Genomic DNA, 22,808 nt, shown 5'->3' with positions numbered 1-22,808 from the left:
CGCCACGGCAATATCGTGGCCTGTGCGCTGGCCAACAAGCTGGCACGGGTCGTGTGGGCGATTCTCGCCAAAGGCGGCGATTATCGCCCCCAGCCCCGTGCCGTGAATTGAAAAAAAACCGCCGGGAGGACCCCGGCGGTGAGTGAAAGCCTGCTATTGCGACGACAGACACTGATGACGACAACCGGCCCACGGCCTGACGGACAACCTGGCACAAAAAACAGTCTTCGAGACTGAGCGCTTTTTGAGGACCGTCAGGAGCGGCTCACATCATGGATCGGGCTTAGCGGCCCATCAGGAATCCGGATAGATTAGAGCAAGCCTTCCCTGTCATTGTTCACCACGATTCTGTCCTTGCAAAGTTCAGGCTGACCATAGATTTTTGTTGTCGCACGGTGTCCGCCGCAGGCAGTGGTTTAATCACCCTGCGTGCCCGCCATAAGCCCGCGCGCATTTGTTATGCTGCCACGCAGGCAAACAGACAGGAGGGTAAGGCATGGCGCAGGAAATTGAACGCAAGTTTCGGGTGGCGGGTGAGTTTCGCGGCGAGGCGGTCGGCGCCGAGCGCATCACTCAGGGTTATCTTTGCTCGGTGCCCGAGCGCACTGTGCGCGTGCGCATCAAGGGAAGCCAGGGCTATCTGACCATCAAGGGCATCGGCAACGAGACCGGGGTCGCCCGTTACGAGTGGGAGCAGGCGATCCCGCTTGCCGACGCCGAGGCGCTGCTCGCGCTGTGCGAGCCGGGCGTGATCGACAAGCTGCGCCACCGGGTGCCCGCAGGCGGCCATGTGTTCGAGGTCGACGAGTTCTTCGGCGAGAACGCGGGCCTCGTCCTCGCCGAGGTGGAGCTCTCGAGCGAAGACGAGGCCTTCGAGCGGCCGGCGTGGCTGGGCGAGGAGGTGACCGGCGACGCGCGCTACTACAACGCGGTGCTGATGAAGCAGCCGTTTAGCCGCTGGTAAGCGGCTGCGCGTTTGCCGCAGGAGTGGAATGTGTTGCAGGCATAAACTTCTTGCATAGTACGTGCTCGCAATGAATAATGGTCCGGCAACTTTTAAGTAGAGGTTGCGCCGGCCAAGAGTCCGCGACAGGAGGGGGAACCCGCCGATCGTCGCCAAAAGGGGTCGGCGCCGAAGCGTCTGCACCGTCGGGTGCGGGCGCTGGGGGCGGCCTGAACAGGGTCGTCACTGCCATAGTCTGAGCAAACTATGGAGCGCTACTGAAAGGGTGGAAGTCTCGTTCAGACGCGCTACGTGCGTCCGTTGTCATGCCTTCTGTTCTTCTCGGTAGATCTCCGCCTGAATCCTAAAGGTGAAAGAGATCATGGACCTGATTCGTTATTCCGATTCCCTGTGGGCGGTGCTGCCGCCCCTGATCGCCGTCGTCCTGGCGGTGACCACCCGCCGCGTGGTGCTGTCGCTGGGCCTGGGCATTGTCGCCGGCGCCTTGCTGCTGACCGGCGGCGACATCCCCTTCGCGCTGCGTTACCTCGGGCAGAGTGCGCTCGCGATCGTGTGGAGCGACGGTGCGCCCAACTGGGGCAGTGTCAACATCCTGCTGTTCCTGCTGCTGCTGGGCGCGCTGATCGCGCTGATGGCGCTCACCGGCGGCAGCCACGCCTTCGCGCTGTGGGCGCAGCAGCGAATCCGCAGCCGCCGCCAGGCCAAGTGGGCGACCGGCCTGCTGGTGTTCCTGTTCTTCATCGACGACTACTTCCACAGCCTCGCCGCCGGCACCATCTGCCGCCCGGTGACCGACCGTTACCGCATCTCGCGCGCCAAGCTCGCCTACCTGCTCGATTCGACCGCCGCGCCGGTGTGCGTGATGATGCCGGTCTCGTCGTGGGGCGCGTATATCGTCGCGGTGATCGGTGGCATCCTGGTCGCGCACGGCGTGAACGACCTGAGCCCCTTGTCCGCCTTTGTCGCGATGGTGCCGATGAACTTCTACGCGCTGTTCACGCTGGCGATGGTGGTCGCGGTGATCGCGTGGGAACTCGACTTCGGGCCAATGGCGCGCCACGAGGCGGACGCCGCAGAGGGCGAGCTTTACGACGCGGCCAAGGGTACGCCGCCGGGGGCGACCGAGTCGCTTACGCCTGCCTGTGCGGGCCGGGTGCGCGACCTGGTGCTGCCGATCGCGACGCTGGTGCTCGCGACCGTCTACTTCATGGTCGCCACCGGCGCCGAGGCGCTGGCCGGCAGCGGCGCGGCCTTCAGCGTGCTGGGCGCGTTCGAGAACACCAACGTCGGGCTGTCGCTGGTCGGCGGCGCGCTGTGTGCGCTGCTGGTCGCCGGCGTGCTCGCCGTGCAGCTTGGCCTGCCCGAGCGCGAGTGGCTGTCGGTGGTACGACACGGCGTGTCCGCCATGTGGCCGGCGCTGCGCATCCTGCTTCTGGCGTGGCTGATCGCCGCGGTGATCCGCGACGTGGAGACCGGCAAGTACCTGGCGTCGATGGCTGAGCTGGCGATGCCGGTGTGGCTGCTGCCCGCGGTGCTCTTCGTGCTGGCCGGCGCGATGGCGTTCTCGACCGGTACCAGCTGGGGCACCTTCGGCATCATGCTGCCTTTGGGCGCGGACCTGGTGATGGCGGCCGAGCCTGCGCTCTTGCTGCCGTCGCTGTCCGCCGTGCTGGCAGGCTCGGTGTTCGGCGACCATTGCTCGCCGATTTCGGACACCACCATCCTGTCGTCGACCGGCGCGGGCTGCCACCACATCGACCATGTACTGACCCAGCTGCCGTACGCGCTGCTGGTGGCGGGCGGCTCGTTCGCGGGCTACCTCGCGCTGGGCGCGACCCTGTCGGTGTGGGCGGGCCTCGCGGTGTGCGCGCTGTGGTTCGCGCTGGCGCTGCCGCTTCTGAAGCTGTGGCTGGCCCGCCGCGCGCCGGTGCCGGCGGCCGTGCCGGCGGTGTCCTGAACGGCCGGCTGAACCTCGCCAAGCAAACCGCCCCTGATAGGGGGCGGTTTTTTTACGCGCAGGGCAGATTCCCCAAAAAAGGAAATTGGCTAGTGCCTGCTCTTTGACTTGCGGGAACCAAAGGAGAATGATGCTGCCTATGTCATATAGAAACGATGGCAGGGAGAACATATGGACTTTGCAACACAGGAAGCCGTACTGACCGTCGCGCTGATGGCCGCGTTTGCGGACGGCCGCAACGACGAGCGCGAGCGCGACCACCTGAAGGCGCTCGCGTCTTCGCTGGGCGGCGCCGACAGCGGCGACATCGCGCGGCTCTACCAGGACGTGCTGTTCAAGCGGGTGACGCTGGAGGAGGTGTGCGCGAGGCTTAACAGTGCCGAGGCGAAGAGCTTCGCGTACGAGATGGCGGTATGCGTGTGCGACGCCGACGGCGTGACCGACGCGCGCGAAAAGGCCTTCCTTGCGCGCCTCGCCGGCCTGCTCGGGCTGGACGCGCAAGGCAGCGCCGGGCTCGCCGCGCAGGCGGACGCGATTGCCGCGGCCGGCGTCGGCGCCGCGCCGCTGAATGTCGAGCTGCCGCCGCAGGCGGCGCGGCCGCACGAGAAATCCGCCATCGACGAGGCAGAGCTTGACCGCAGCATCGTGCGCGCGTCGGTGATCAACGGCGCGCTCGAGTTGCTGCCGCAGTCGTGGGCGTCGGTCGCGATCATCCCGCTGCAGATCCGGCTGGTGTACGGCATCGGCAAGCGCTACGGCTACGAGCTTGACCAGGGCCATATCCGCGAATTCCTGTCGACGGTCGGCGTCGGCCTGACCTCGCAGTACCTCGAACAGTTCGGCCGCAAGCTGGTCGGCGGCTTGCTGGGCAAGGCCGCCGGCAAGTGGGGCAAGGCGCTGGGCAGCGCCGGCACCGGCATGGCGTTCTCGTTCGCCAGCACCTGGGCGCTGGGCCAGGTCGCGCGCCGCTACTACGCGGGCGGGCGGCAGATGAGCGCGGGGGTGTTGCAGCAGAGCTTCCAGGGCCTGCTGGGCGAGGCCAAGTCCCTGCAAACGCAGTATTTGCCGCAGATCCAGGACGAGGCGAAGCATCTGGATGCCGCCCGCGTGATGGAGATGGTGCGCGGCCGCGTGTAGGCGACGGCATCACGCCTCTGCAACAAGAAGCCGCCCTGGATGGGCGGCTTTTGCATGGTTGCTTGCCGCGGGCTAAAGGCGGGCGGCGACGCCGATGATGATCAGCGCGAGCACCGCCAGCGCGAGGGCGAGCTGGCGTTGGCGCTTTTGCAGCGCGTCGACGCGGCGGATCAGCTCGGTATTCTGGCTCGCCAGCGCGTTGATCAGCTCGCCCGACTCGGCCATCTGCCGCCGCAATTCGTCGTTCTGCGCCTGCAAGGCGGCTACGCGCGGCGCGAGCGGGTCTTCCTCTGCGCCGGCGGGGGCGGGCGCGGCGGCCGGCTCGGGGGCGGCGGGCGGCGGCGCCTTCTTGCGCGCGCTCTCCCACAGCTTGCGCGCGCCCTCGGCGACCGCCGGCGCGTTGCGCACCACCTCGGTCCACGGCACCGCCTTCAGTACGGTGATCCAGCTCAGTCCCATCTTGCTGTCCTTTCTTGCATGTCCTGCCCTAGATGGCGGCACCGGCCTTCCGCTGCAAGGGGGCATTCTGGCAAACACACATCCTTTTTCTACCATGTGGGAATGCAAAACCAAACCGGAATTGCCATATGCATTGCATGCTGCGGCTCTCACCGCTGATCGCCGTGTTGCTAGCCGGCTGTGCCGAGCTGTCGACGCCGCCGGCCACGCTCTCGCCACAGGCGCTGGGGCTGACCGAAGCGCGTGCGCCCGCGTTCGCCGCCGGCGCCTGGTGGCGGGCGCTGGGTGACCCGGCGCTGGACAGGCTCGTCGCGCAGGCGCTCGCGGCCAACCCCAGGCTCACGCTGGCCGACGCCAAGGTGCGCGCTGCCGAGGCCGGGCGGGCGGTCGCGGCGGCCGGCGGCGGGCCGAATGTCGGCTTCGCGTATTCGCGCAACCGGCAGCGCTATTCGGCCGACAGCATCTACCCGCCGCCGATCGGCGGCAGCTGGCAGACGCTGGAAGAGATCGGGCTCAAGCTCGATTGGCAGGTCGACTTGTGGGGGCAGGTCAGCGAACGGGTGGCCGCCGAGGCAGGCCAGGTGGCCGCCGCCCGCTTCGACGCCGAACTCGCCCGCCAGTGGTTGAGCGCCGAGGTCACTGCACAGTACCTCGCGCTGCGCGTCGCCAAGGCGCAGCAGGCGCTCGCTGCCGAGGCGGTGGCGCTGGCGCGATCCCGCGACAAGCAGGTGCAGTGGCGCGTGAAGGCGGGCTTGTCCGACCCCGCGTCGCTTGCTGGTACGCGCGCGTCGCTGGCCGCGGCCGAAGCGTCGCTTGCGCCGTGGGACGGCGAGGTGACGGCTACCCGCGCCGCGCTTGCCGCGCTGACCGTGCAGCCGCTCCCGGCCATCCCCGCCGATACGCCCACCGCGTGGCCCGAGTGGACGCTCGATACGGCGGGCCTGTCGCTCTCCGCGATCAGCCGCCGGCCGGAGCTGGCGGCCGCGCGGCAGGGCGTCGAGGCCGCCGCGCACCGGGTGCGCGCCGCACGGGCCGATTTTTACCCCGACCTTTCCCTGTCCTTGCTGCTGGGGCTGACCTCGCTCAACCCGGCGACGCTGTTTGACGCCGCCTCGCGCGAGCTGGGCGTTACCCCTGCGCTGTCCTTGCCCTTGTACCGTGCCGGTGGCCTGCAGGGACGGCTGGACGCCGAACAGGCGGCGTACGCGGCGGCCGTCGGCCAGTACAACCAGACCCTGCTTGACGTCGCCGGCCAGTGCGCGAGCGCGCTGGCCAAGACGCAGGCGGCGGCCCGCGCCGACGCCGCCGCGGCCGACGCGGCGCGCGGCGCGCAGCAGCAGGCGCGTGCGGCAGAAGTGCTGTTTGCCGCCGGCCTGGCCGCGCGCGACGACGCGCTCGCGGCCGCCGAAGGCGCGCTGTCCGCCCGCCAGAAATGGCTGTCCGTGCGCGGCGAACGATTGCAGGCCCAGCTTGCGCTGGTGCGCGCGCTGGGCGAAGTCCCCGAATCCCCTGCGGAGAAACCCTGATGTCCGATACCCCCGCCACGCCCGCGCGCGCGGTCAACCCGGCGCGCCGGCGCCGTACCCTGTGGCTGTTCGTGCTGCTGCTGCTCTTGGCCGGCGCCGGCGTGCTCGCGTGGTGGGCGCTGGTACTGCGCTTTCAGGCGAGCACCGACGACGCCTACGTCGACGGCTTCGTCAGCCAGGTCAACAGCCGCGTCCCGGGCGTGGTGACCGCCGTCTACGTCAACGATACCGACCGGGTCGCCGCGGGCGAACTGCTCGCGCGGCTGGACGACAGCGACGCGCGCATCGCGCTTGGCAAGGCCGAGTCGGCGCTCGCGCGCGCGGTGCAGGGCGCCGGCAGCAGCCGGGCCGACGTGGCGCGGGCCGAGGCCGAGGTGCGCGCCCGCGCGGCGCAGCTGGCGCTTGCCAGGTCGGACCTTGCGCGCCGGCGCGTCGCCGCCGGTGGAGACGCGGTGTCGGTCGAGGCCGTTTCGCACGCCGAGCAGGGCGTGCTGGTCGCCGACGCCGCGCTGGCGGCGGCACGCGCGGCGCAGGCGGCGGCACGCGCGCAGGCGGCGGCCGGTGCGGTGCGCGACTACCCGGCGGTGCGCGAAGCGGCCGACGCCGTGCGCGAGGCGTGGCTGAGCCGCGCGCGTACCGAGATCCGCGCGCCGGTCGGCGGGCTGATCGCCAAGCGTTCGGTCACCGCCGGCACCGAGGTCGCGCCGGGCACGCCGCTGATGGCGATCGTGCCGCTGGGCTCGGTGTGGGTGAACGCCAACTTCAAGGAGACCCAGCTTGCCAACCTGCGCGTCGGCCAGCCGGTGTCGCTGACGGCGGACGCCTACGGCAGCGGCGTCACCTACCACGGCCGCGTCGCCGGCCTCGCGGCGGGCACCGGCAGCGTGTTTTCCCTGCTGCCGCCGGAGAACGCCAACGGCAACTGGATCAAGGTGGTGCAGCGCCTGCCGGTGCGCGTGGTGCTCGAGCGCGCCGACCTGGAAAACCACCCGCTGCAGGTCGGCCTGTCGATGTACGCGACGGTCGACACCCGCGAACGCGGCGGCGCACGGCTCGCGCCGCCGGCCGCCTCGCCGCGCCAGGCGGTGTCGCAGACCAGCGTGTACGCGTCGCAACTGGCTGGGGCTGATGCGCGCATCGAGTCCATCATCGCCGACACCCTGCAGCAGAAGGGCGAGCAGCAGTGAGCCGTATCGCGCCGCTGGAAGGCATGAACCGGGTGTGGGCGACGGTTGCGCTGGCGCTGGCGACCTTCATGCAGGTGCTCGACACCACCATCACCAACGTCGCGGTGCCCAGCATCGCCGGCGACTTGGGCGCGTCGGTCACCGAGGGCACCTGGGTAATCACTTCGTTCGGCGTCTCCAACGCGATCTCGGTGCTGCTCGCCGGCTGGGTGGCGCGCCGCTTCGGCGAGGTGCGCGTGTTCATGGTGGCCACCATCGGCTTCGTGACCACTTCTTTTCTGTCTGGCATCTCGCCGACGCTCGACAGCCTGATCTTCTGCCGCGTGCTGCAAGGCGCGCTGGCCGGCCCGCTGATCCCGCTCTCGCAAAGCCTGCTGTTGGCGACCTACCCGAAGGAGAAGCAGGGGCTGGCGCTCGCGCTGTGGGCGATGATGGTGGTGATCGCGCCGATCTGCGGGCCGATCTTCGGCGGCTGGATCACCGACAACTGGGTGTGGGGCGGCATCTTCTTCATCAACGTGCCGATCGGCGCGCTGGTGATCGGCCTGTCTGCCTGGCAGCTGAAGGGGCGCGAGACGCCGACCGAACAGCTGCCGGTCGACCGGGTGGGCCTGGCGCTGCTGGTGCTGGCGGTCTCGGCGCTGCAGGTGATGCTCGACCTTGGCAACCAGAAAGACTGGTTCAATTCGGGCGAGATCGTCGCGCTCGCGCTGGTAGCGGCGGTGTGCGGCGTCGCCCTCCTGGTCTGGGAGCGCGACGAGCCTTACCCGGTGCTCGACCTCGACCTGTTCCGCGACCGCAATTTCACTGTCGGCGTGCTGTGCACCAGCCTGGGCTTCCTGATGTATTTCGGCTCGGTGCTGTTGCTGCCGCTCTTGATGCAGGAGAACCTGGGCTATACGGCGACGCTGGCCGGGCTTGCCACCGCGCCGATCGGCCTGATGCCGGTGCTGCTCGCGCCCATGATCGGCCGCTATGCAAACCGGGTCGACCTGCGCTACCTGGTGACGTTCGCCTTCGCGGTGTTCGCGGTGTGCTTTTACTGGCGCACCCATTACACGCCGGCGATCAGCTTCGGCTGGCTCGCCTGGCCGCAGTTCGTGCAGGGGGTGGGCCTCGCGTGCTTCCTGATCCCGCTGACCACCATCACTCTGTCGCGGGTGCCGCCCGAGCGCATGGCGTCGGCCGCCAGCATGAGCAACTTTTTGCGCACCATGTCAGGTTCGGTCGGCGTGTCGCTGCTGACGACCTGGTGGGACAACCTGGCGACGGTCCACCACAGCGACCTCACCGACAAGGTCAGCCGGTACGACGCGCTGTGGCGCGAGCAGGGCGCGGCGCTGGGCGGCGCGACGTCGCCGCAGGCGCTGGCCGAGGTCAACCAGCAGGCCACGCAACTGGCCTACTTCATGTCGGCGGGCGATATATTCTGGTTGTTCAGCATCCTGTTCCTGCTGCTGATCGTGCTGGTGTGGTTCGCGCGGCCGCCGTTCGCGGCGAAGGAATAGTCTTGAACCCGGAGGGGCAAGCATGAAAGCCCATATCGTGGCCTGGTGCGCCACGCTGTTGTGCGGCGCGGCCGGCGCCGCGTCCTTTGTCGAGGTCGCGCCCGGTGCCGGTGCGTTTTCCGATAGCCACGGCGCGGGCAGCGTGCGCGTCGCGCTGTCGACCGAGCTGCCGTGGCGGCATGTGTTTGCCGGCGGCAGCGAGCTCGTGCTGCTGGCCGAAGGGTCGGTCGGGCGGGTGTGGCAGGACAGCGACCAGGCGTGGCTCGCCACGCTCTCGCCCCTGCTGCAGTGGCGCTTCCCGGGGGAGACGGCGACGCCGTTTGTCGAGGCGGGCATCGGCGGCGCGCTGTTCAGCCGCGACCGCCTGGGGCCGGTCGGCCTCGGCCAGCACTTCCAGTTCATGGACAGGCTGGGCGCCGGCGTCGATTTCGATGACTGGCGCCTTGTCCTGCGCTACCTGCATTACTCGCAGGCCGACATGAGCAAGCCGAACGACGGGCTCGACCTGATCGAGCTGGGCTTCGCCCGCCGTTTCTTCTGAAGCGTCCCGCCCGCAGGTGCGGGCGGGGTGGTGCCGTTTACACGTGCAACAGCAGGAAGCGGCGCTCCCACGGGCTGATCACGTCGAAGTACTCGCGGTACTCGGCTTCCTTGATCGCGCCGTAGGTCTCGATGAAGTGGCGGCCGAACACGTCAGCCAGCGGCTCGCAGCCGCGCAACAGGTCGACCGCGTCGTCCAGGTGGCGCGGCAGCTGGTGCGGCTGCTCGTACGCGCTGCCGGTGAGGGGCTCGCCCGGCCGTACGCGCTGTTTCATCCCCAGGTAGCCGCAGGCGAGGCTGGCGGCGATCGCGAGGTAGGGGTTGACGTCGACGCCGGCCAGCCGGTTCTCGACGCGGCGCGCCTGCGGCACCGAGTGCGGTACCCGGAGGCCGCAGGTGCGGTTGTCAAAACCCCAGCTCAGGTTGATCGGCGCCGAGGTGTAGCGCGACAGGCGGCGGTACGAGTTCACGTAGGGCGCGAAGAACGGCATCGCCGGCGGCAGGAAGGTCTGCAGGCCGCCGATGAAGTGGAAGAACGCGTCGGACGGGCCGCCGTCCTCGTCCGAGAAGATGTTGCGGCCGGTTTCGAGGTCGACCACGCTCTGGTGCAGGTGCATCGCGCTGCCCGGCTGGCCCTGCATCGGCTTGGCCATGAAGGTCGCGTACATATTGTGGCGGATCGCCACCTCGCGCACGGTGCGCTTGAACAGGAAGGCCTGGTCGGCCAACTCGAGCGGGTCGCCGTGGTCGAGGTTGATCTCCATCTGCGCGGTGCCCATCTCGTGGATCAGCGTATCGAGCTGGATGCCCTGCGCCTCGCACCAGTCATACATCACGTCGAAGATGCCTTCATACTCGTTGACGGCGTCGATCGAGAAGCTCTGGCGGCCGGCTTCGGTGCGGCGGGTGCGGCCGGTCGGCGGCGACAGCGGGATGTCCTCGTCTGCCTGCACTTCGACCAGGTAGAACTCCATCTCGGGGGCGACGACGGCCTTCAGGCCTTCGTCTTCATAGAGCTTGAGGATGCGCTTGAGCACGTTGCGCGGCGCAAGCTCGGCCGGCGTGCCGTCGAAGTTGTAGCAGTCGTGGATGATCTGCGCGGTCGGCTCCTTTTCCCACGGCACCGGGCGCAGCGTCGCGAAGTCGGGCACCAGCCGCATGTCGGGGTCGGAGACCGCGGTGAAATCCTGTTCGGGGTAGTCGCCGGTGACCGTCATCGAGAGGACGGCTTCGGGCAGGCGCAGCCCTTCGGCGGGGTTGTACTTGTGGCGCGGCACGATCTTGCCGCGGGCGAGCCCGGTCATGTCCGGGATCAGGCATTCGATTTCGGTGATCTGGTTCTGGTCCAGCCACGCGTTGATCGCGCGGGCTTGTTCTTCTGCGTTCATGGTTACTCCGGAGGGGCGATCTATCACTATCAAGGGTGCGCGCCCGAGCTGGTGTCGCGTCGGGCAGGGCTGACCAGGGCGTGGCGGCGGCCGGCCAGCGCGAGGAAGGCGCGGCGGTCGTTGAGTACGTCGTTCAGGGCGTGGCTTTTGCCGGGCGTCTCGCGCGGGGCGGGCCAGGGAACCAGCAGGGGCATGATGTTTGTCCTGTTAAAATGATCGGGCCGTTTAAAATTTTCGGCACACACATCGTATGCGATTGTCGCCGCACCGCAAGTCCATCGTACTTCTTTGTGTATCGTTGTTGTAACTTTGTCATGAACCACTCGCCGGAGCTCACGCGATGACCGCACCCGACCCGCAGCAAGCCCCATCTTCTCCCCGCCGCCCGTGGCGCCGCCTGGGACAGGGCGCGCTCGCCTTGTTGCTGGTGCTGCTGATGCTGGCGGCCGCCGCGCGCTGGCTTGCGCCTGGCTGGGTCGCGCGCGAGGCAGGCGAGTGGGCGCAGGCGCGCGGCTACCGTTTGTCGCTGGGCGAAGTCGAAATCGAGCCGTGGGCGCTCGCGGCGTCCGTCGGCCCGTACCGGCTCGCCGACGCCGGCGGCGCCGAGCTTGCCGCTGGCGAGCGCGCGCGGGTGCGCGTCGCGTTCTGGCCGCTTGTCACCGGCCGCGTCGACCTGGCCGAACTGACGCTTGCCAAGCCCACGCTCACGCTCGAGCGCGCGGCTGACGGGCAGTGGAACTGGGCGCGCTTCGCCCAGGCGGCGAGCCCGGCCGGGAAGCCCGCTGCGGCGAAAGAGCCCTTGCGGCTGACGGTGGCCGACGCCTCGGTCTCGGGGGGACGGCTGCGCCTGATCGACCGCCAGGGCAGCCTGCGCGAATTCGACGCGCAAGGCTTGACCCTCGCCGTGCACGAGCTGTCGACCGAAAGCGCCGACGGCCGCGTCTCGCTTGCCGCACGGCTGCCGGACGGCGCGCGCCTTGCCTGGCAGGGCAGCGGCGGGCTCTCGCCGCTGAACCTGCAAGGCAAGTTGTCGCTCACGGCGCTCAAGGCCGCGTCGTTCTGGCCGTGGCTCGCGCCGCACCTGCGTCTGGCCTTGCCGCCAGCGGGCAGCGTTTCGGCGAGCACCGCTTACCGCTTCTCGCTTAAGAAAGACGTGCCCGAGCTTGCGCTCTCGGCCTTGGCAGTGTCGTTCGACAACTGGCAACTCTCCGCGCCCGGAACCCGCAGCGAACTGGCGCTTGGCCGCCTTGCGTTCTCCGGCGGCACGCTGGACCTGGCCGCGCGTACGCTCAGCTTCGAGGCGGTCGGTGTCGACAGCCTGCGCCTGGCCGCGACGCGCAAGCGCGACGGGCTGATCGACTGGCTGGCGGCCCTGCCGGCGCGCGAGGCGGCCGAGGCGGACAAGGGGCAGGCCAAGGACGGCTGGCAGGTACAACTGCAGAAAATCCGCCTGACCGACTCCCATTACGCGCTGGTCGACCGCGGTTTCGTGCGGCCCTTGCAGGTGAATGCGAGCGCGCCGGAGATCACCGCCCGCTTCCGGCTGGACAGGGGCGGCGGCTTCACGCTCGACGAGGCGGGCGGGCAGGTGGGCGCGGTGAGCGTCGGCAGCGAGGGTGCCGAGCCGCTCTTCACGCTCGCCGGGGCGACGCTTGCCGGCGGCGTGGTCGACGGCGCCAGGGCGCGCGCGTCGCTCGGCACGCTTGCGCTTGCCGGGCTGGACGCGCGCGTGCGCCGCTTGCGTGACGGCCAGCTTGAGGCTGCGCGGGTGTTCGAGACGGCCAGCCCATCCGCGAAAGCCAGCCCTGCCGCGAAAGCCGGCCAGGCGACGGGGCCGGCGTGGCAGCTTGGCTATCCTGCCGTCACGCTCGAGGACAGCCGCGTGCGCTGGCAGGACGATACCGTCGCGCGGCCGGTGGTGTTCGAGCTGACCGATATCGCCGGGCAGGCAGCGCCCGACGGCGACGGCGTCGTCGCGCGCGTCGACGCGCGCGCCGGGCGAGGGCGGCTGTCGGTCGATGGCCGTGTGGCGGGCGAGACCGTTGACGCCCGCGTGCGCGCCGACGCACTGCCGCTGCAACCCTTCGCGCCGTACGCGCTCGCCGGGACGCCGCTCACGCTCGCTGCAGGCAGCGTATCGGCCGACCTCGCCACAAGGCTCAATGGCGCGCGCTGGCAGGTGAGCGGCGCGGGCAGTATCGATGCGCTGCGGATACTCGAATCGGGCCAGCGCCAGCCGCTGTTGGCGTGGCAGCGCCTGGGCGTGCAGGGGATGAAGGCCGACGCGCAGGGCGTCAGCATCGCGCGCGCGCGGCTCACGCGGCCCACCGCGCGCTTCATCCTCGACAAGGAACGCCGCAGCAACGTCGAGAAGCTGTTTGCCGGGCGCAGCGGCGGGGAGACGCCGCCAGCGGCGGGCAAGGGCGGCGCCTACCGCTTCAACCTGCGCACGCTGCAGGTGAGCGGCGGCGCGCTCGAATTTGCCGACCTGGGCATGCAGCCGGTGTTCGGCACCCGCATCCACGACCTGTCCGGCAGCGTGCTCGGCCTCACGAGCACGCCCGGGCGGCGCGCGACCGTGTCGTTCGACGGCGACGTCGACGAGTATGGCGACGTGCGCATCCGCGGCCGCCTGCAGCCCTTCGCGGTGACCGACGACCTCGACATGCAACTCGCCTTCCGCAATATCCCGGTCGGCAGCCTCAATCCCTACTCGATGAACTTCGCCGGCTGGCGGGTCGACGACGGGCGCTTGTCGGTCGACCTGGGCTACCGGATCGACGCGCGCAAGCTCACCGCCGACAACCGGGTGGTCATCAAGTCCTTGAAGCTTGGCGAGGAGATCCCGGACTACCAGGGCACCCGCTTGCCGTTGAAACTCGCGGTGGCCCTGCTCGAGGACGCCGACGGCGTGATCGACCTCGACCTGCCGGTCAGCGGCAGCCTGGACGACCCCAAGTTCAGCTACGGCCACCTGGTGTGGCAGGCGGTGCGCAACGTGATCGTCAAGGTGGCGACCGCGCCTTTCCGGGCGCTCGCCGCGCTGATGGGCAGCGAGGGTTTCGACGAGGTGTACGCGGTGCCCGGCGAAGCGGCGCTGACGCCGCCCGAGCGCGAGAAGCTCGCGACGCTGGCGAAGCTGCTGGAGCGGCGCAGCCAGCTGACGGTCGCCATCGGCGGCGGCTTTGACGCCAAGGCCGACCGCGTGGCGCTCGCGCGTGCGCGCGTCGACCGTGCGGTGCTCACCGCGGCGGGCTTCGCGCCGCCCGCGGGCGAACCCTTGCCGGTGCCGGACCTGTCCGATCCGGCGCAGCGCGCGGCGATCAAGTCGGTGTACGCGGACAAGATAGGCCGTGTCGCGCTTTTGAAGCGCATCGTCGAGCTGCCGGACGACGACGCGCGTTACCGCAGCTTGCTTGACGAGATGGTCGCCTCCGAGCGCGTCGACGACGCTTCGCTCACGTCGCTCGCCGACGCGCGTGCGCGCGCCGCGCGCGCCGCGCTGCTGGCGGCCGACCCGTCGCTGGCGGGCCGGGTGACGCAGGCAGGGGCGCAGGCTGTCAGCGCGGGGGCGGACGGCGTGCCGCTGGTGCTTGAGGCCGGCCGCGCGGCGTCGCCCGCACAGGAGGCGAGCGCGCCGGTGGCCGGCTGACGCGTGCGCGCAACAGGCCGCCATCGCCCGAAGCCAGCGGGCACGGGCGATGGCGGTTTTGTGCCGTTTTTTCCACAGGATTTCCACCGGGTTTTCCCTTGCCAGCGGCGGGGCGCTGCGCGAGACTGCGCGCCCTTAAAGCGTTGCGGCCGCCTTGGGCGGCCCGCGTGGGAAAGGCGCAAAACGGCGCGCGTGTCAATGTGGTGGGTCGACTACATTTTGTGTACCATGCGCGCTTGGCTCGCATATATATTGGTTTTGTAATAAAGGGAGATGACAGCGTGAAACAGGAAAACGTGGCCTTGATGGCTGAACAGGACATCTCGCGTGAAGTGCTGCTCGAGAAGTACGCCAAGGCAGGCGAGCAGTCGGTCGCCGAGGTGCGCCACCGCGTCGCGCGCGCTTTGGCCCAGCTGGAAAAGGACCCGTCCCGTTTCGAACCGCTGTTCTTCGAAGCCCTCGACAACGGCTTCATCCCGGGCGGGCGCATCAACTCCGCCGCCGGTACCGACCTCAAGGCGACGCTGATCAACTGCTTCGTGCAGCCGGTCGCCGACTCGGTGTCCGAGCCGCAGGGCGGCAAGGTCGGCATCTACGAGGCGCTGTTGCAGGCGGCCGAGACCATGCGCCGCGGCGGCGGCGTCGGCTACAACTTCAGCCGCATTCGTCCGAAGGGCGCCCGCGTCAAGGGCACCAACAGCCGCGCGTCCGGCCCGGTGTCCTACATGCGCGTGTTCGACCGCAGCTGCGAGACCGTCGAATCCGCCGGCGCGCGCCGCGGCGCGCAGATGGGCGTGCTCGACGTCAGCCACCCGGACGTGGAAGACTTCATCCACGCCAAGGACCAGGGCGACCTCAGGAACTTCAATATCTCGGTCGGCGTCTCCGACGAATTCATGCAGGCGGTCGAGGCCGACGGCGCGTGGGCGCTGACCCACGAGGTCGAGCCGGCGTCTGACGCCTTCCCGGACAGCTACCGCCGCGACGACGGCCGCTGGGTGTACCGCACCGTGCGTGCGCGCGATTTGTGGCACCAGATCATGGTCTCGACCTACGACCACGCCGAGCCGGGCGTGCTCTTCATGTCGAAGATCAACCGCGACAACAACCTCTCCTACTGCGAGGTGATCGAGTCGACCAACCCGTGCGGCGAGCAGCCGCTGCCCGACTACGGCTGCTGCGACCTGGGTTCGGTCAACCTGTGCAAGTACGTGCGCCAGCCGTTCGGCGACAAGCCGTCGTTCGATTTCAAGGCCTTCGAGAAGGTGGTGCGCATGTCGGTGCGCATGCTCGACAACGTGCTGGACCTGACCGTGTGGCCGCTCAAGGAGCAGGAGCGCGAGGCGCAGAACAAGCGCCGCGTCGGCCTCGGTTTCACCGGCCTCGGTGACGCGCTGATCATGATGAAGCTGCGCTACGACAGCGAAGAGGGCCGCCGTTTCGCCGCGAAGATTTCCGAGGCGATGCGCGACGCCGCGTACGACGCGTCGGTCGACCTCGCCGCCGAGAAGGGTGCGTTCCCGCTGTTTGACGCCGACAAGTATCTGGCCGAGCCGCACTGCGCGAGCCGCCTACCTGACGCGATCAAGGCGCGCATCAGGAAGCACGGCATCCGCAACTCGCACCTGCTGTCGATCGCGCCGACCGGCACCATCTCGCTCGCGTTCGCGGACAACGCGTCCAACGGCATCGAGCCGCCGTTCTCCTGGTCCTACACCCGCAAGAAGCGCATGGCCGATGGCGGCACGCAGGAGTACCTGGTCGAAGACCACGCCTACCGCGTATGGCGGATGATGGGCGGCGACACCGACAAGCTGCCCGAGTACTTCGTCTCGGCGATGAGCATGAGCGCGCTCGACCACATGAACATGGTCGCCGCCGTCGCGCCCTTCATCGACACCGCGATCTCCAAGACGGTCAACGTGCCGGTCGACTACCCGTTCGCCGACTTCGAGAGCCTGTACATCGAGGCGTGGCGCGCCGGCCTGAAGGGCATCACCACCTACCGCCCGAACAGTGTGTTGGGTTCGGTGCTGTCGGTCGAGCCGACCTCGGCCGCGCCGCAGGACCTGTCCGCGAGCCAGGACGGTGACCCGGACCGCCGCATCACGCTGAACACCGCGCCGAGCCCGGCGCTGGCCTCGCTCAAGTGGCCGAACCGACCGAAGATGAAGGAAGGCAACCCGTCGTGGACCTATATGGTCGAGGGCGACGCCGGCGACTTCGCGGTGGTGGTCGGCCACGTCGAGAACGGCCGCAGCACGCCGTTCGAGTGCTGGGTCAACGCGACCGAAGAGCAGCGCGGCCTCTCCGCGATCGCCAAGACGCTGTCGATGGACATGCGCTGCCGTGACCGCGCGTGGCTGAAGAGCAAGCTCGAGGCACTGGCCAAGACCGGCGGCGACAAGCGCTACGCGTTCGAGCTGGGCGAGAAGACCGTCTACGCGACCAGCGCCGCCGCCGCGCTGGGGCAGGTGGTGATGCACCGCGTGAGCCAGCTGGGCGCGCTGGAAGTGGAAGCGGGCGAGGCGACCCCGGTGGTCGACGCGCTGTTCGCCAAGAAGGAGCCCAAGTCGGGTACCGACGGCACCATGAGCTGGTCGGTCGACGTGGTGAACCCGCAGACCGAAGACGACTTCGTGCTGTTCGTGAAGGAACTGGTGCTGCCGAACGGCCAGCGCCGCCCGTTCTCGATGTGGCTGGCCGGCAGCTACCCGAGCGAACTGGACGGCCTGTGCAAGATGCTCAGCCTCGACATGCGCGTGATCGACCCGGCCTGGATCGGCATGAAGCTGCGCAAGCTTCTGACCTACGCCGAGCCGCAGGGCGACTTCTTCGCGCGCATCCCGGGCCTCGACAAGTCGCAGAGCTGGCCGTCGACCGTCGCGTATATCGCGCGCCTGCTGATCCACCGCTACGCGATGCTCGGCATCCTGACCGAGGAGGGCGTGCCGGTCGAGGAAATGGGCGTGATGGTCCCCGAGCAGGCCGATTTGTTCGAGGGCGAGTCCAACGTGTCGGTGCAGCCCCTGGCCGGCAAGAAGTGCCCGGAGTGCGGCAACCACGCGCTGATCAAGAAGGACGGCTGCGAGTTCTGCACCGCCTGCGGCCACGTCGGCGCCTGCGGCTAAGCGCAGGCTCCCCCAAAAGGAAACCCCGCGATGAATCGCGGGGTTTTTTGCGTTTGGCCTACAGCGCCTTGGCGGCGAAGGTGTCGCACTCGCGCATGTTGCCGCTGTCGAATCCGCGGCGGAACCAGCGCACCCGCTGCTCGCTGCTGCCGTGGGTGAAGCTGTCGGGCACCACCGCGCGGCCGGCCGAGCGCTGCAGGGTGTCGTCGCCGATACGCGAGGCTGCATTCAGCCCTTCCTCGAGGTCGCCGGCTTCCATCATGCTGCGGCTGCCACCCGAGTGGTGCGCCCATACGCCGGCCAGACAGTCGGCCTGCAACTCCTGGCGCACCGACAGCGCGTTGGCGCCGGCCTCGTCCATGCGGGAACGCAGCGCGCGCACCTTTTCCGACACGCCAAGCAGGTTCTGCACATGGTGACCGACCTCGTGCGCGATCACGTAGGCCTGCGCGAAGTCGCCCGGCGCGCCCAGTTCCTGATGCAGGGTGCGGAAGAAGTCGAGGTCGAGGTAGACCTTGCCATCGAGCGGGCAGTAGAACGGCCCCATCGCCGACTGCCCCTCGCCGCAGGCGGTCGCGGTGCTGCCGCCAAACAACACCAGCACCGGCGCGCGGTAGGCCTGCCCGGCGTCGGCAAACTGTTTTTGCCAGACGTCTTCGGTGTCGGCGAGGATCACCGACGCGAAGCGCGCCGCCTCGTCGCTCGCGGGCGGCGCCTGCGGTGCCACCTGCTGTTCCGTCGCCGGCGCGTCGCCGCCACCGGCCAAGCCCAGCACGGTCAGCGGGTTGACGTCGAACAGCCACCACGCGACAAGCGCGATCACGATGGTGCCGATGCCGACCTTGCCGCCCAGCCCCGGTGCGCGGCCCATCCCCCGGCGGTCTTCCACGTTGTCGCTGGCGCGACGGTCCTTCCATTGCATGCTGCCACCTCCTGGCTCTCAGGCTAGCGGCTCGCGCGGTTCAGGCAAGGTCGGCTTGCGGGCAGTCGGCCAGGTGGTCGTTGACCACGCCGACCGCCTGCAGGTAGGCGTAGATGATGGTGCTGCCGACAAAATTCATGCCGGCCTTCTTGAGTTCCCGGCTGACCGTGTCGGAGAGCGGTGTGCTTGCGGGCACCTCGGCCATGCTGAGCGGGCGGTTGACGACGGGCTGTCCGTCCACGTGCGCCCACAGCCAGCGCGCGAAGCTGCCGTGTTCGGCCTGCATGCGCAGGAAGACGCGTGCGTTGCGCCGGGCGCTTGCGATCTTCAGCCGGTTGCGCACGATGCCGGGGTTGAGGCGCAGGGTTTCCAGTTGTGCGTCGTCCATCGCCGCGACGCGCGCCGGGTCAAAACCGTGAAAAGCCTGCCGGTAGGCGTCGCGCTTCCTGAGGATGGTGATCCACGCGAGGCCGGCCTGCGCGCCCTCGAGCACCAGCATCTCGAAGAGGCGGGTGTCGTCATGCACGGGTTGGCCCCACTCATGGTCGTGGTAGGCGGTGTACAGCGGGTCGGTCCCGCACCACGGGCAGCGCTGGTGTTCCATCGTCGTTTCCTCCTTGGTTGGCATTCTATGCTGAGGCTGATGTTGCCGGTGCGCGACAGCGGCACGGGCAAATGCGACGTGATATGTCAAAGCAATTGCGAGCGATTGTCGATTGGATACAATTACGCACGCATTGCAAACACTCAACAGGAAACCACCATGCCCTTCCCGAGCTACGCCCGCGAACAGTCGCCGCTGCGCGACGCGATCACCAGCGCCTGGCGCCGCGACGAACGCGAATGCGTGCAAGGCCTCTTCGCGCAGGCCACCATGGCGCCGGCGATGGTCGAGTCGGTACAGCAGATGGCCGCGCGGCTGGTCGGCGAAGTGCGCCGCGAGCGCACGCGCGCCAGCGGCGTCGACGCGCTGATGCACGAGTTCTCGCTCTCCAGCGACGAGGGCATCGCGCTGATGTGCCTGGCCGAGGCGCTGCTGCGCATCCCGGACCGCGCGACCGCCGACCGCCTGATCCGCGACAAGATCGGCCGCGGCGACTGGAAGAGCCACCTGGGCAACTCGTCGTCGCTGTTCGTCAACGCGGCGGCGTGGGGGCTGGTGGTCACCGGCAAGCTGGTGACCTCGCACTCGGCAGGCGGGCTGGGCGCGGCGATGACGCGGCTGATCGCCAAGGGCGGCGAGCCCTTGATCCGCAAGGGCGTCGACATGGCGATGCGCATGCTGGGCCGCCAGTTCGTCACCGGCGAGACGATAGACGAGGCACTCTCGAACGGCCGCGAGCGCGAGGCGCGCGGCTACCGCTTCTCCTACGACATGCTGGGCGAGGCCGCGCTGACCGAGGCCGACGCGCAGCGTTACCTCGCCGACTACGTCGGCGCGATCCACGCGATCGGCAAGGCATCCGCCGGCCGCGGCGTGTACGAGGGGCCGGGCATCTCGGTCAAGCTCTCGGCGATCCACCCGCGCTACAGCCGCGCGCAGCGCGAGCGGGTGATGGCCGAATTGCTGCCGCGCCTGAAGGGGCTGTTCCTGTTGGCGCGCGATTACGACATCGGCCTCAACATCGACGCGGAAGAGGCCGACCGCCTCGAGCTGTCGCTCGACCTGATCGAGGCGCTGGCGGAAGACGCGGACCTCGCCGGCTTCAAGGGCATCGGCATCGTCGTGCAGGCGTACCAGAAGCGCTGTCCGTTCGTGATCGATTACCTGGTCGAACTGGCGCGGCGTACCGGCCACCGCTTCATGGTGCGCCTGGTGAAGGGCGCGTACTGGGACGCCGAGATCAAGCGCGCGCAGGTCGACGGCGCGAGCGGCTTCCCGGTGTATACGCGCAAGGTGTACACCGACGTGTCCTACCTTGCGTGCGCGAAGAAACTGCTCGGGGCGCAGGACGCGGTCTACCCGCAGTTCGCCACGCACAACGCGTACACCCTGTCGGCGGTCTACCATCTGGCTGCGGGCAAGGACTACGAATTCCAGTGCCTGCACGGCATGGGCGAGACGCTGTACGACCAGGTGGTCGGCCAGGGGCAGCTTGATAAGCCCTGCCGTATCTACGCGCCGGTCGGCTCGCACGAGACGCTGCTTGCCTACCTGGTGCGCCGCCTGCTCGAGAACGGCGCGAACTCGTCCTTCGTCAACCGCATCGTCGACGAGGCGGTGCCGGTGGCCGAACTGGTCGCCGACCCGGTCGCTGCGGCGGCCGAACTGGCCGGCACCCCGCACGGCGGCATCGCCTTGCCGCTGGACCTCTACCTGCCGCGTGTCAATTCGCGCGGGCTCGACCTTGTCAACGAACACGCGCTGGGCGCGCTGGGCGCGGGGCTGACGGCGGCCGAGGCGCAGGCGTGGCGCGCGCTGCCGATGCTCGCCCACGGCGACGTCGAGACCGGCACCACCCGCTTCGTGCGCAACCCGGCGCGGCAGGACGACGTGGTCGGCGTGGTGCACGACGCGGGCGAGGAGGAGGTCGACCTGGCGCTTGCCGCCGCCACCGCCGCCGCGCCTGGCTGGGCGGCGACGGCCCCGCAGGCGCGCGCGGCGTGTCTTGCCGCGATGGCCGACCTGATGGAGGCGCATACGCCTGCGCTGATGATGCTGGCGGTGCGCGAGGCGGGCAAGACGCTGCCCAACGCGATCGCCGAGGTGCGCGAGGCGGTCGACTTCTGCCGCTACTACGCGGCCGAAGCCGCCGCGCGGCTCGACAACGCACGCCACCCGGCGCTGGGGCCGGTGGTGTGCATCAGCCCGTGGAACTTCCCGCTGGCGATCTTCGTCGGCGAGGTGGCGGCCGCCTTGGTGGCCGGCAACACCGTGCTCGCCAAACCGGCCGAGCAGACCAGCCTGATCGCCGCGTACGCGGTGCGCCTGCTGCACGAGGCCGGCGTGCCGCGCGACGTGCTGCAGTTGCTGCCGGGCGACGGCGCGACAGTCGGCGCCGCGCTGGTGCGCGACGCGCGCATCCAGGGCGTGATCTTCACCGGCTCGACCGAGGTCGCCCAGCTGATCAACCGCACGCTCGCCGCGCGCGAAGACGCGCCGGTACTGATCGCCGAGACCGGCGGCCAGAACGCGATGATCGTCGACAGCTCGGCGCTGCCCGAACAGGTGGTGAACGACGTGCTCGCCTCGGCGTTCGACTCGGCCGGCCAGCGCTGCTCGGCGCTGCGCGTGCTCTACCTGCAGAACGAGATCGCCGACAAGGTGGTCGCCATGCTCAAGGGCGCGATGGACGAGCTGGTTATCGGCGACCCGGCGCAGTTGGAAACCGACGTCGGCCCGGTGATCGACGAGGAGGCGCGCGCGAACCTTGCGCGCCACATCGACGTGATGCAGGCAAGGGCACGGGACAGCCACCTGCTCGCGCTGCCCGACGCCTGCGCGGACGGCTCCTTCGTCGCGCCGGTGATGTTCGAGATCGACACCCTGTCGCTGTTGACGCGCGAGGTGTTCGGCCCGGTGCTGCACGTGCTGCGCTACGACGCGGCCGACCTTGGCCGCGTGCTCGAGGAGATCAACGCGACCGGTTACGCGCTCACGCACGGCCTGCACACGCGGATCGACGAGACCATCGCCGAGGTGACCGGCGCGGTGCGCGCGGGCAACGTCTACGTGAACCGCAACATCGTCGGCGCGGTGGTCGGCGTGCAGCCCTTCGGCGGCGAAGGCAAGTCCGGTACTGGCCCCAAGGCCGGCGGCCCGCTCTACCTGTTCCGCCTGACCCGTGGCGACTGGACGCCGGCCCTGCCGCAGGGCAAGCCCGAACTGCCGGCGCTTGACGCGCTGGAGGCCGCCTTGCCCACGCTTGCGCCGGCCGAGGCGCTGGGCGCGCTGCGCGCGCGTGCCGCATGGCTGCGCGAACAGACGCCGCTGGGGGTCGAGGTGGTGCTGCCTGGGCCGACCGGCGAGCGCAACGCGCTTAGTTTCCGCCCGCGCGGGGTGGTCGGCTGCGCCGGTGGCGACCGCGAGGCGCTGCTCGAGCAGCTGATGCTCGCCTTCGCCAGCGGCAACCGCGTGGTGCTCGAACGCGGCGACGGCACGGACGAGATCGCGCACGTGCTGGGGGGCTGGGTGACGCTGTGCGACGACGTATGCGCCGCCGAGGTCGAGATGGTGCTCGCCGCGGCGGACGACGCCGCGCTGCGTGCTCGCCTGGCCGCGCGTGACGGCGCGCTGGTGCCGCTCATCGAGGCGCGCGTCGAGCGCTCGACCCTGCTGCGGCTGGTCGCCGAGCGCGCGCTTTCTGTCAACACCACCGCCGCCGGCGGCAACGCCAGCCTGATGACGCTGGCCGAATAAGCGCGTAGCAGGATGGCAGGGCGCCCCCTCGCGGGCGCCCTTTTTTGTGTGCGCGGCGGCCCTGCCGGGGCAGGCGC

At 69.4% G+C, this 22,808-nt stretch carries 15 protein-coding genes, 1 pseudogene and 1 riboswitch; of the genes and pseudogenes, 11 read left to right on the top strand and 5 right to left on the bottom strand.

The genetic code is table 11. The features are described 5' to 3' along the window. The 4 genes and pseudogenes from E5K04_RS07210 to E5K04_RS07195 all read left to right on the top strand — a co-directional run. Positions 1-111: pseudogene (locus tag E5K04_RS07210) on the top strand (IS110 family transposase); the annotation flags it as partial. Positions 112-496: 385 nt separating this feature from the next. After that, on the top strand, positions 497-964 hold the full coding sequence (locus tag E5K04_RS07205; protein WP_136552451.1) for a CYTH domain-containing protein: 468 nt from the start codon (positions 497-499) through the stop codon (positions 962-964). Between the two features lie 89 nt (positions 965-1,053). Continuing rightward, positions 1,054-1,229, top strand: a riboswitch (Lysine riboswitch). A gap of 96 nt (positions 1,230-1,325) precedes the next feature. Further along, positions 1,326-2,921, top strand: coding sequence for a Na+/H+ antiporter NhaC family protein (locus E5K04_RS07200; RefSeq protein WP_136552449.1), 1,596 nt, complete (start codon positions 1,326-1,328; stop codon positions 2,919-2,921). 171 nt (positions 2,922-3,092) lie between these two features. Then, positions 3,093-4,058 carry a DUF533 domain-containing protein gene (locus E5K04_RS07195; protein WP_136552447.1) on the top strand — a complete coding sequence of 322 codons (966 nt, stop codon included), beginning with the start codon at positions 3,093-3,095 and terminating at the stop codon, positions 4,056-4,058. A gap of 72 nt (positions 4,059-4,130) precedes the next feature. Here E5K04_RS07195 and E5K04_RS07190 read toward each other — a convergent pair whose 3' ends face one another. Further along, on the bottom strand, positions 4,131-4,517 hold the full coding sequence (locus tag E5K04_RS07190; RefSeq protein ID WP_136552445.1) for a hypothetical protein: 387 nt from the start codon (positions 4,515-4,517) through the stop codon (positions 4,131-4,133). A 128-nt stretch (positions 4,518-4,645) separates the two neighbouring features. Here E5K04_RS07190 and E5K04_RS07185 point away from each other — a divergent pair, with 128 nt between their 5' ends. From E5K04_RS07185 to E5K04_RS07170, 4 genes are read left to right on the top strand one after another with little or no spacing between them, the layout of a single operon-like run. Then, complete coding sequence (locus tag E5K04_RS07185) at positions 4,646-6,043, top strand: efflux transporter outer membrane subunit (RefSeq protein ID WP_168929175.1); 1,398 nt, start codon at positions 4,646-4,648, stop codon at positions 6,041-6,043. Continuing rightward, positions 6,043-7,230: an efflux RND transporter periplasmic adaptor subunit gene (locus tag E5K04_RS07180; protein WP_136552439.1), complete on the top strand. Its 1,188-nt coding sequence runs from the start codon at positions 6,043-6,045 to the stop codon at positions 7,228-7,230. The genes E5K04_RS07185 and E5K04_RS07180 overlap by 1 nt, the downstream gene beginning before the upstream one ends. Before the next feature lie 23 nt (positions 7,231-7,253). Beyond that, positions 7,254-8,738 carry a DHA2 family efflux MFS transporter permease subunit gene (locus tag E5K04_RS07175; protein WP_136552465.1) on the top strand — a complete coding sequence of 495 codons (1,485 nt, stop codon included), beginning with the start codon at positions 7,254-7,256 and terminating at the stop codon, positions 8,736-8,738. Between the two features lie 22 nt (positions 8,739-8,760). Continuing rightward, positions 8,761-9,279, top strand: coding sequence for an acyloxyacyl hydrolase (locus tag E5K04_RS07170; protein ID WP_136552437.1), 519 nt, complete (start codon positions 8,761-8,763; stop codon positions 9,277-9,279). A gap of 37 nt (positions 9,280-9,316) precedes the next feature. On the opposite strand, the gene E5K04_RS07165 is transcribed toward E5K04_RS07170, so the two are convergent. Next, positions 9,317-10,666, bottom strand: a complete 1,350-nt coding sequence (locus tag E5K04_RS07165; protein WP_136552435.1) for a glutamine synthetase family protein — start codon at positions 10,664-10,666, stop codon at positions 9,317-9,319. Positions 10,667-10,695: 29 nt separating this feature from the next. After that, positions 10,696-10,860 (bottom strand): hypothetical protein, encoded by a 165-nt coding sequence (locus tag E5K04_RS16640; protein ID WP_168929174.1) that lies wholly within the window; start codon positions 10,858-10,860, stop codon positions 10,696-10,698. 146 nt (positions 10,861-11,006) lie between these two features. Between E5K04_RS16640 and E5K04_RS07160 the strand changes: the two genes are divergently transcribed. Together E5K04_RS07160 and E5K04_RS07155 are read left to right on the top strand one after the other, a co-directional pair. Then, the gene (locus E5K04_RS07160; protein ID WP_136552433.1) at positions 11,007-14,318 is read left to right on the top strand and encodes a DUF748 domain-containing protein; all 3,312 of its coding nucleotides are present in this window, start codon (positions 11,007-11,009) and stop codon (positions 14,316-14,318) included. A gap of 281 nt (positions 14,319-14,599) precedes the next feature. Continuing rightward, positions 14,600-17,449, top strand: a complete 2,850-nt coding sequence (locus E5K04_RS07155) for an adenosylcobalamin-dependent ribonucleoside-diphosphate reductase (RefSeq protein WP_136552431.1) — start codon at positions 14,600-14,602, stop codon at positions 17,447-17,449. Between the two features lie 58 nt (positions 17,450-17,507). On the opposite strand, the gene ypfJ is transcribed toward E5K04_RS07155, so the two are convergent. Both ypfJ and E5K04_RS07145 read right to left on the bottom strand, forming a co-directional pair. Then, positions 17,508-18,371: a KPN_02809 family neutral zinc metallopeptidase gene (ypfJ, locus tag E5K04_RS07150; RefSeq protein WP_136552429.1), complete on the bottom strand. Its 864-nt coding sequence runs from the start codon at positions 18,369-18,371 to the stop codon at positions 17,508-17,510. Between the two features lie 40 nt (positions 18,372-18,411). Further along, positions 18,412-18,975, bottom strand: coding sequence for a DNA-3-methyladenine glycosylase I (locus E5K04_RS07145; RefSeq protein WP_136552427.1), 564 nt, complete (start codon positions 18,973-18,975; stop codon positions 18,412-18,414). Here E5K04_RS07145 and putA point away from each other — a divergent pair. Continuing rightward, positions 18,892-22,731: a trifunctional transcriptional regulator/proline dehydrogenase/L-glutamate gamma-semialdehyde dehydrogenase gene (putA, locus tag E5K04_RS07140; RefSeq protein ID WP_328591034.1), complete on the top strand. Its 3,840-nt coding sequence runs from the start codon at positions 18,892-18,894 to the stop codon at positions 22,729-22,731. The genes E5K04_RS07145 and putA overlap by 84 nt on opposite strands. Positions 22,732-22,808: the final 77 nt, after the last annotated feature.

This window comes from Crenobacter intestini, assembly GCF_004919095.1.
GTDB lineage: Bacteria > Pseudomonadota > Gammaproteobacteria > Burkholderiales > Chromobacteriaceae > Craterilacuibacter > Craterilacuibacter intestini.
This window is presented reverse-complemented; position numbering and strand designations above follow the sequence as displayed.

What these genes read in the sequence shown, in the direction of transcription:
- E5K04_RS07160 (WP_136552433.1), top strand. Translation starts at nt 11,007, where the DNA reads ATGACCGCACCCGACCCGCAGCAAGCCCCATCTTCTCCCCGCCGCCCG.
- E5K04_RS16640 (WP_168929174.1), bottom strand. Translation starts at nt 10,860, where the DNA reads ATGCCCCTGCTGGTTCCCTGGCCCGCCCCGCGCGAGACGCCCGGCAAA.
- putA (WP_328591034.1), top strand. Translation starts at nt 18,892, where the DNA reads ATGCACGGGTTGGCCCCACTCATGGTCGTGGTAGGCGGTGTACAGCGG.
- E5K04_RS07180 (WP_136552439.1), top strand. Translation starts at nt 6,043, where the DNA reads ATGTCCGATACCCCCGCCACGCCCGCGCGCGCGGTCAACCCGGCGCGC.
- E5K04_RS07205 (WP_136552451.1), top strand. Translation starts at nt 497, where the DNA reads ATGGCGCAGGAAATTGAACGCAAGTTTCGGGTGGCGGGTGAGTTTCGC.
- E5K04_RS07175 (WP_136552465.1), top strand. Translation starts at nt 7,254, where the DNA reads ATGAACCGGGTGTGGGCGACGGTTGCGCTGGCGCTGGCGACCTTCATG.
- E5K04_RS07145 (WP_136552427.1), bottom strand. Translation starts at nt 18,975, where the DNA reads ATGGAACACCAGCGCTGCCCGTGGTGCGGGACCGACCCGCTGTACACC.
- ypfJ (WP_136552429.1), bottom strand. Translation starts at nt 18,371, where the DNA reads ATGCAATGGAAGGACCGTCGCGCCAGCGACAACGTGGAAGACCGCCGG.
- E5K04_RS07195 (WP_136552447.1), top strand. Translation starts at nt 3,093, where the DNA reads ATGGACTTTGCAACACAGGAAGCCGTACTGACCGTCGCGCTGATGGCC.
- E5K04_RS07170 (WP_136552437.1), top strand. Translation starts at nt 8,761, where the DNA reads ATGAAAGCCCATATCGTGGCCTGGTGCGCCACGCTGTTGTGCGGCGCG.
- E5K04_RS07200 (WP_136552449.1), top strand. Translation starts at nt 1,326, where the DNA reads ATGGACCTGATTCGTTATTCCGATTCCCTGTGGGCGGTGCTGCCGCCC.
- E5K04_RS07185 (WP_168929175.1), top strand. Translation starts at nt 4,646, where the DNA reads ATGCATTGCATGCTGCGGCTCTCACCGCTGATCGCCGTGTTGCTAGCC.
- E5K04_RS07190 (WP_136552445.1), bottom strand. Translation starts at nt 4,517, where the DNA reads ATGGGACTGAGCTGGATCACCGTACTGAAGGCGGTGCCGTGGACCGAG.
- E5K04_RS07165 (WP_136552435.1), bottom strand. Translation starts at nt 10,666, where the DNA reads ATGAACGCAGAAGAACAAGCCCGCGCGATCAACGCGTGGCTGGACCAG.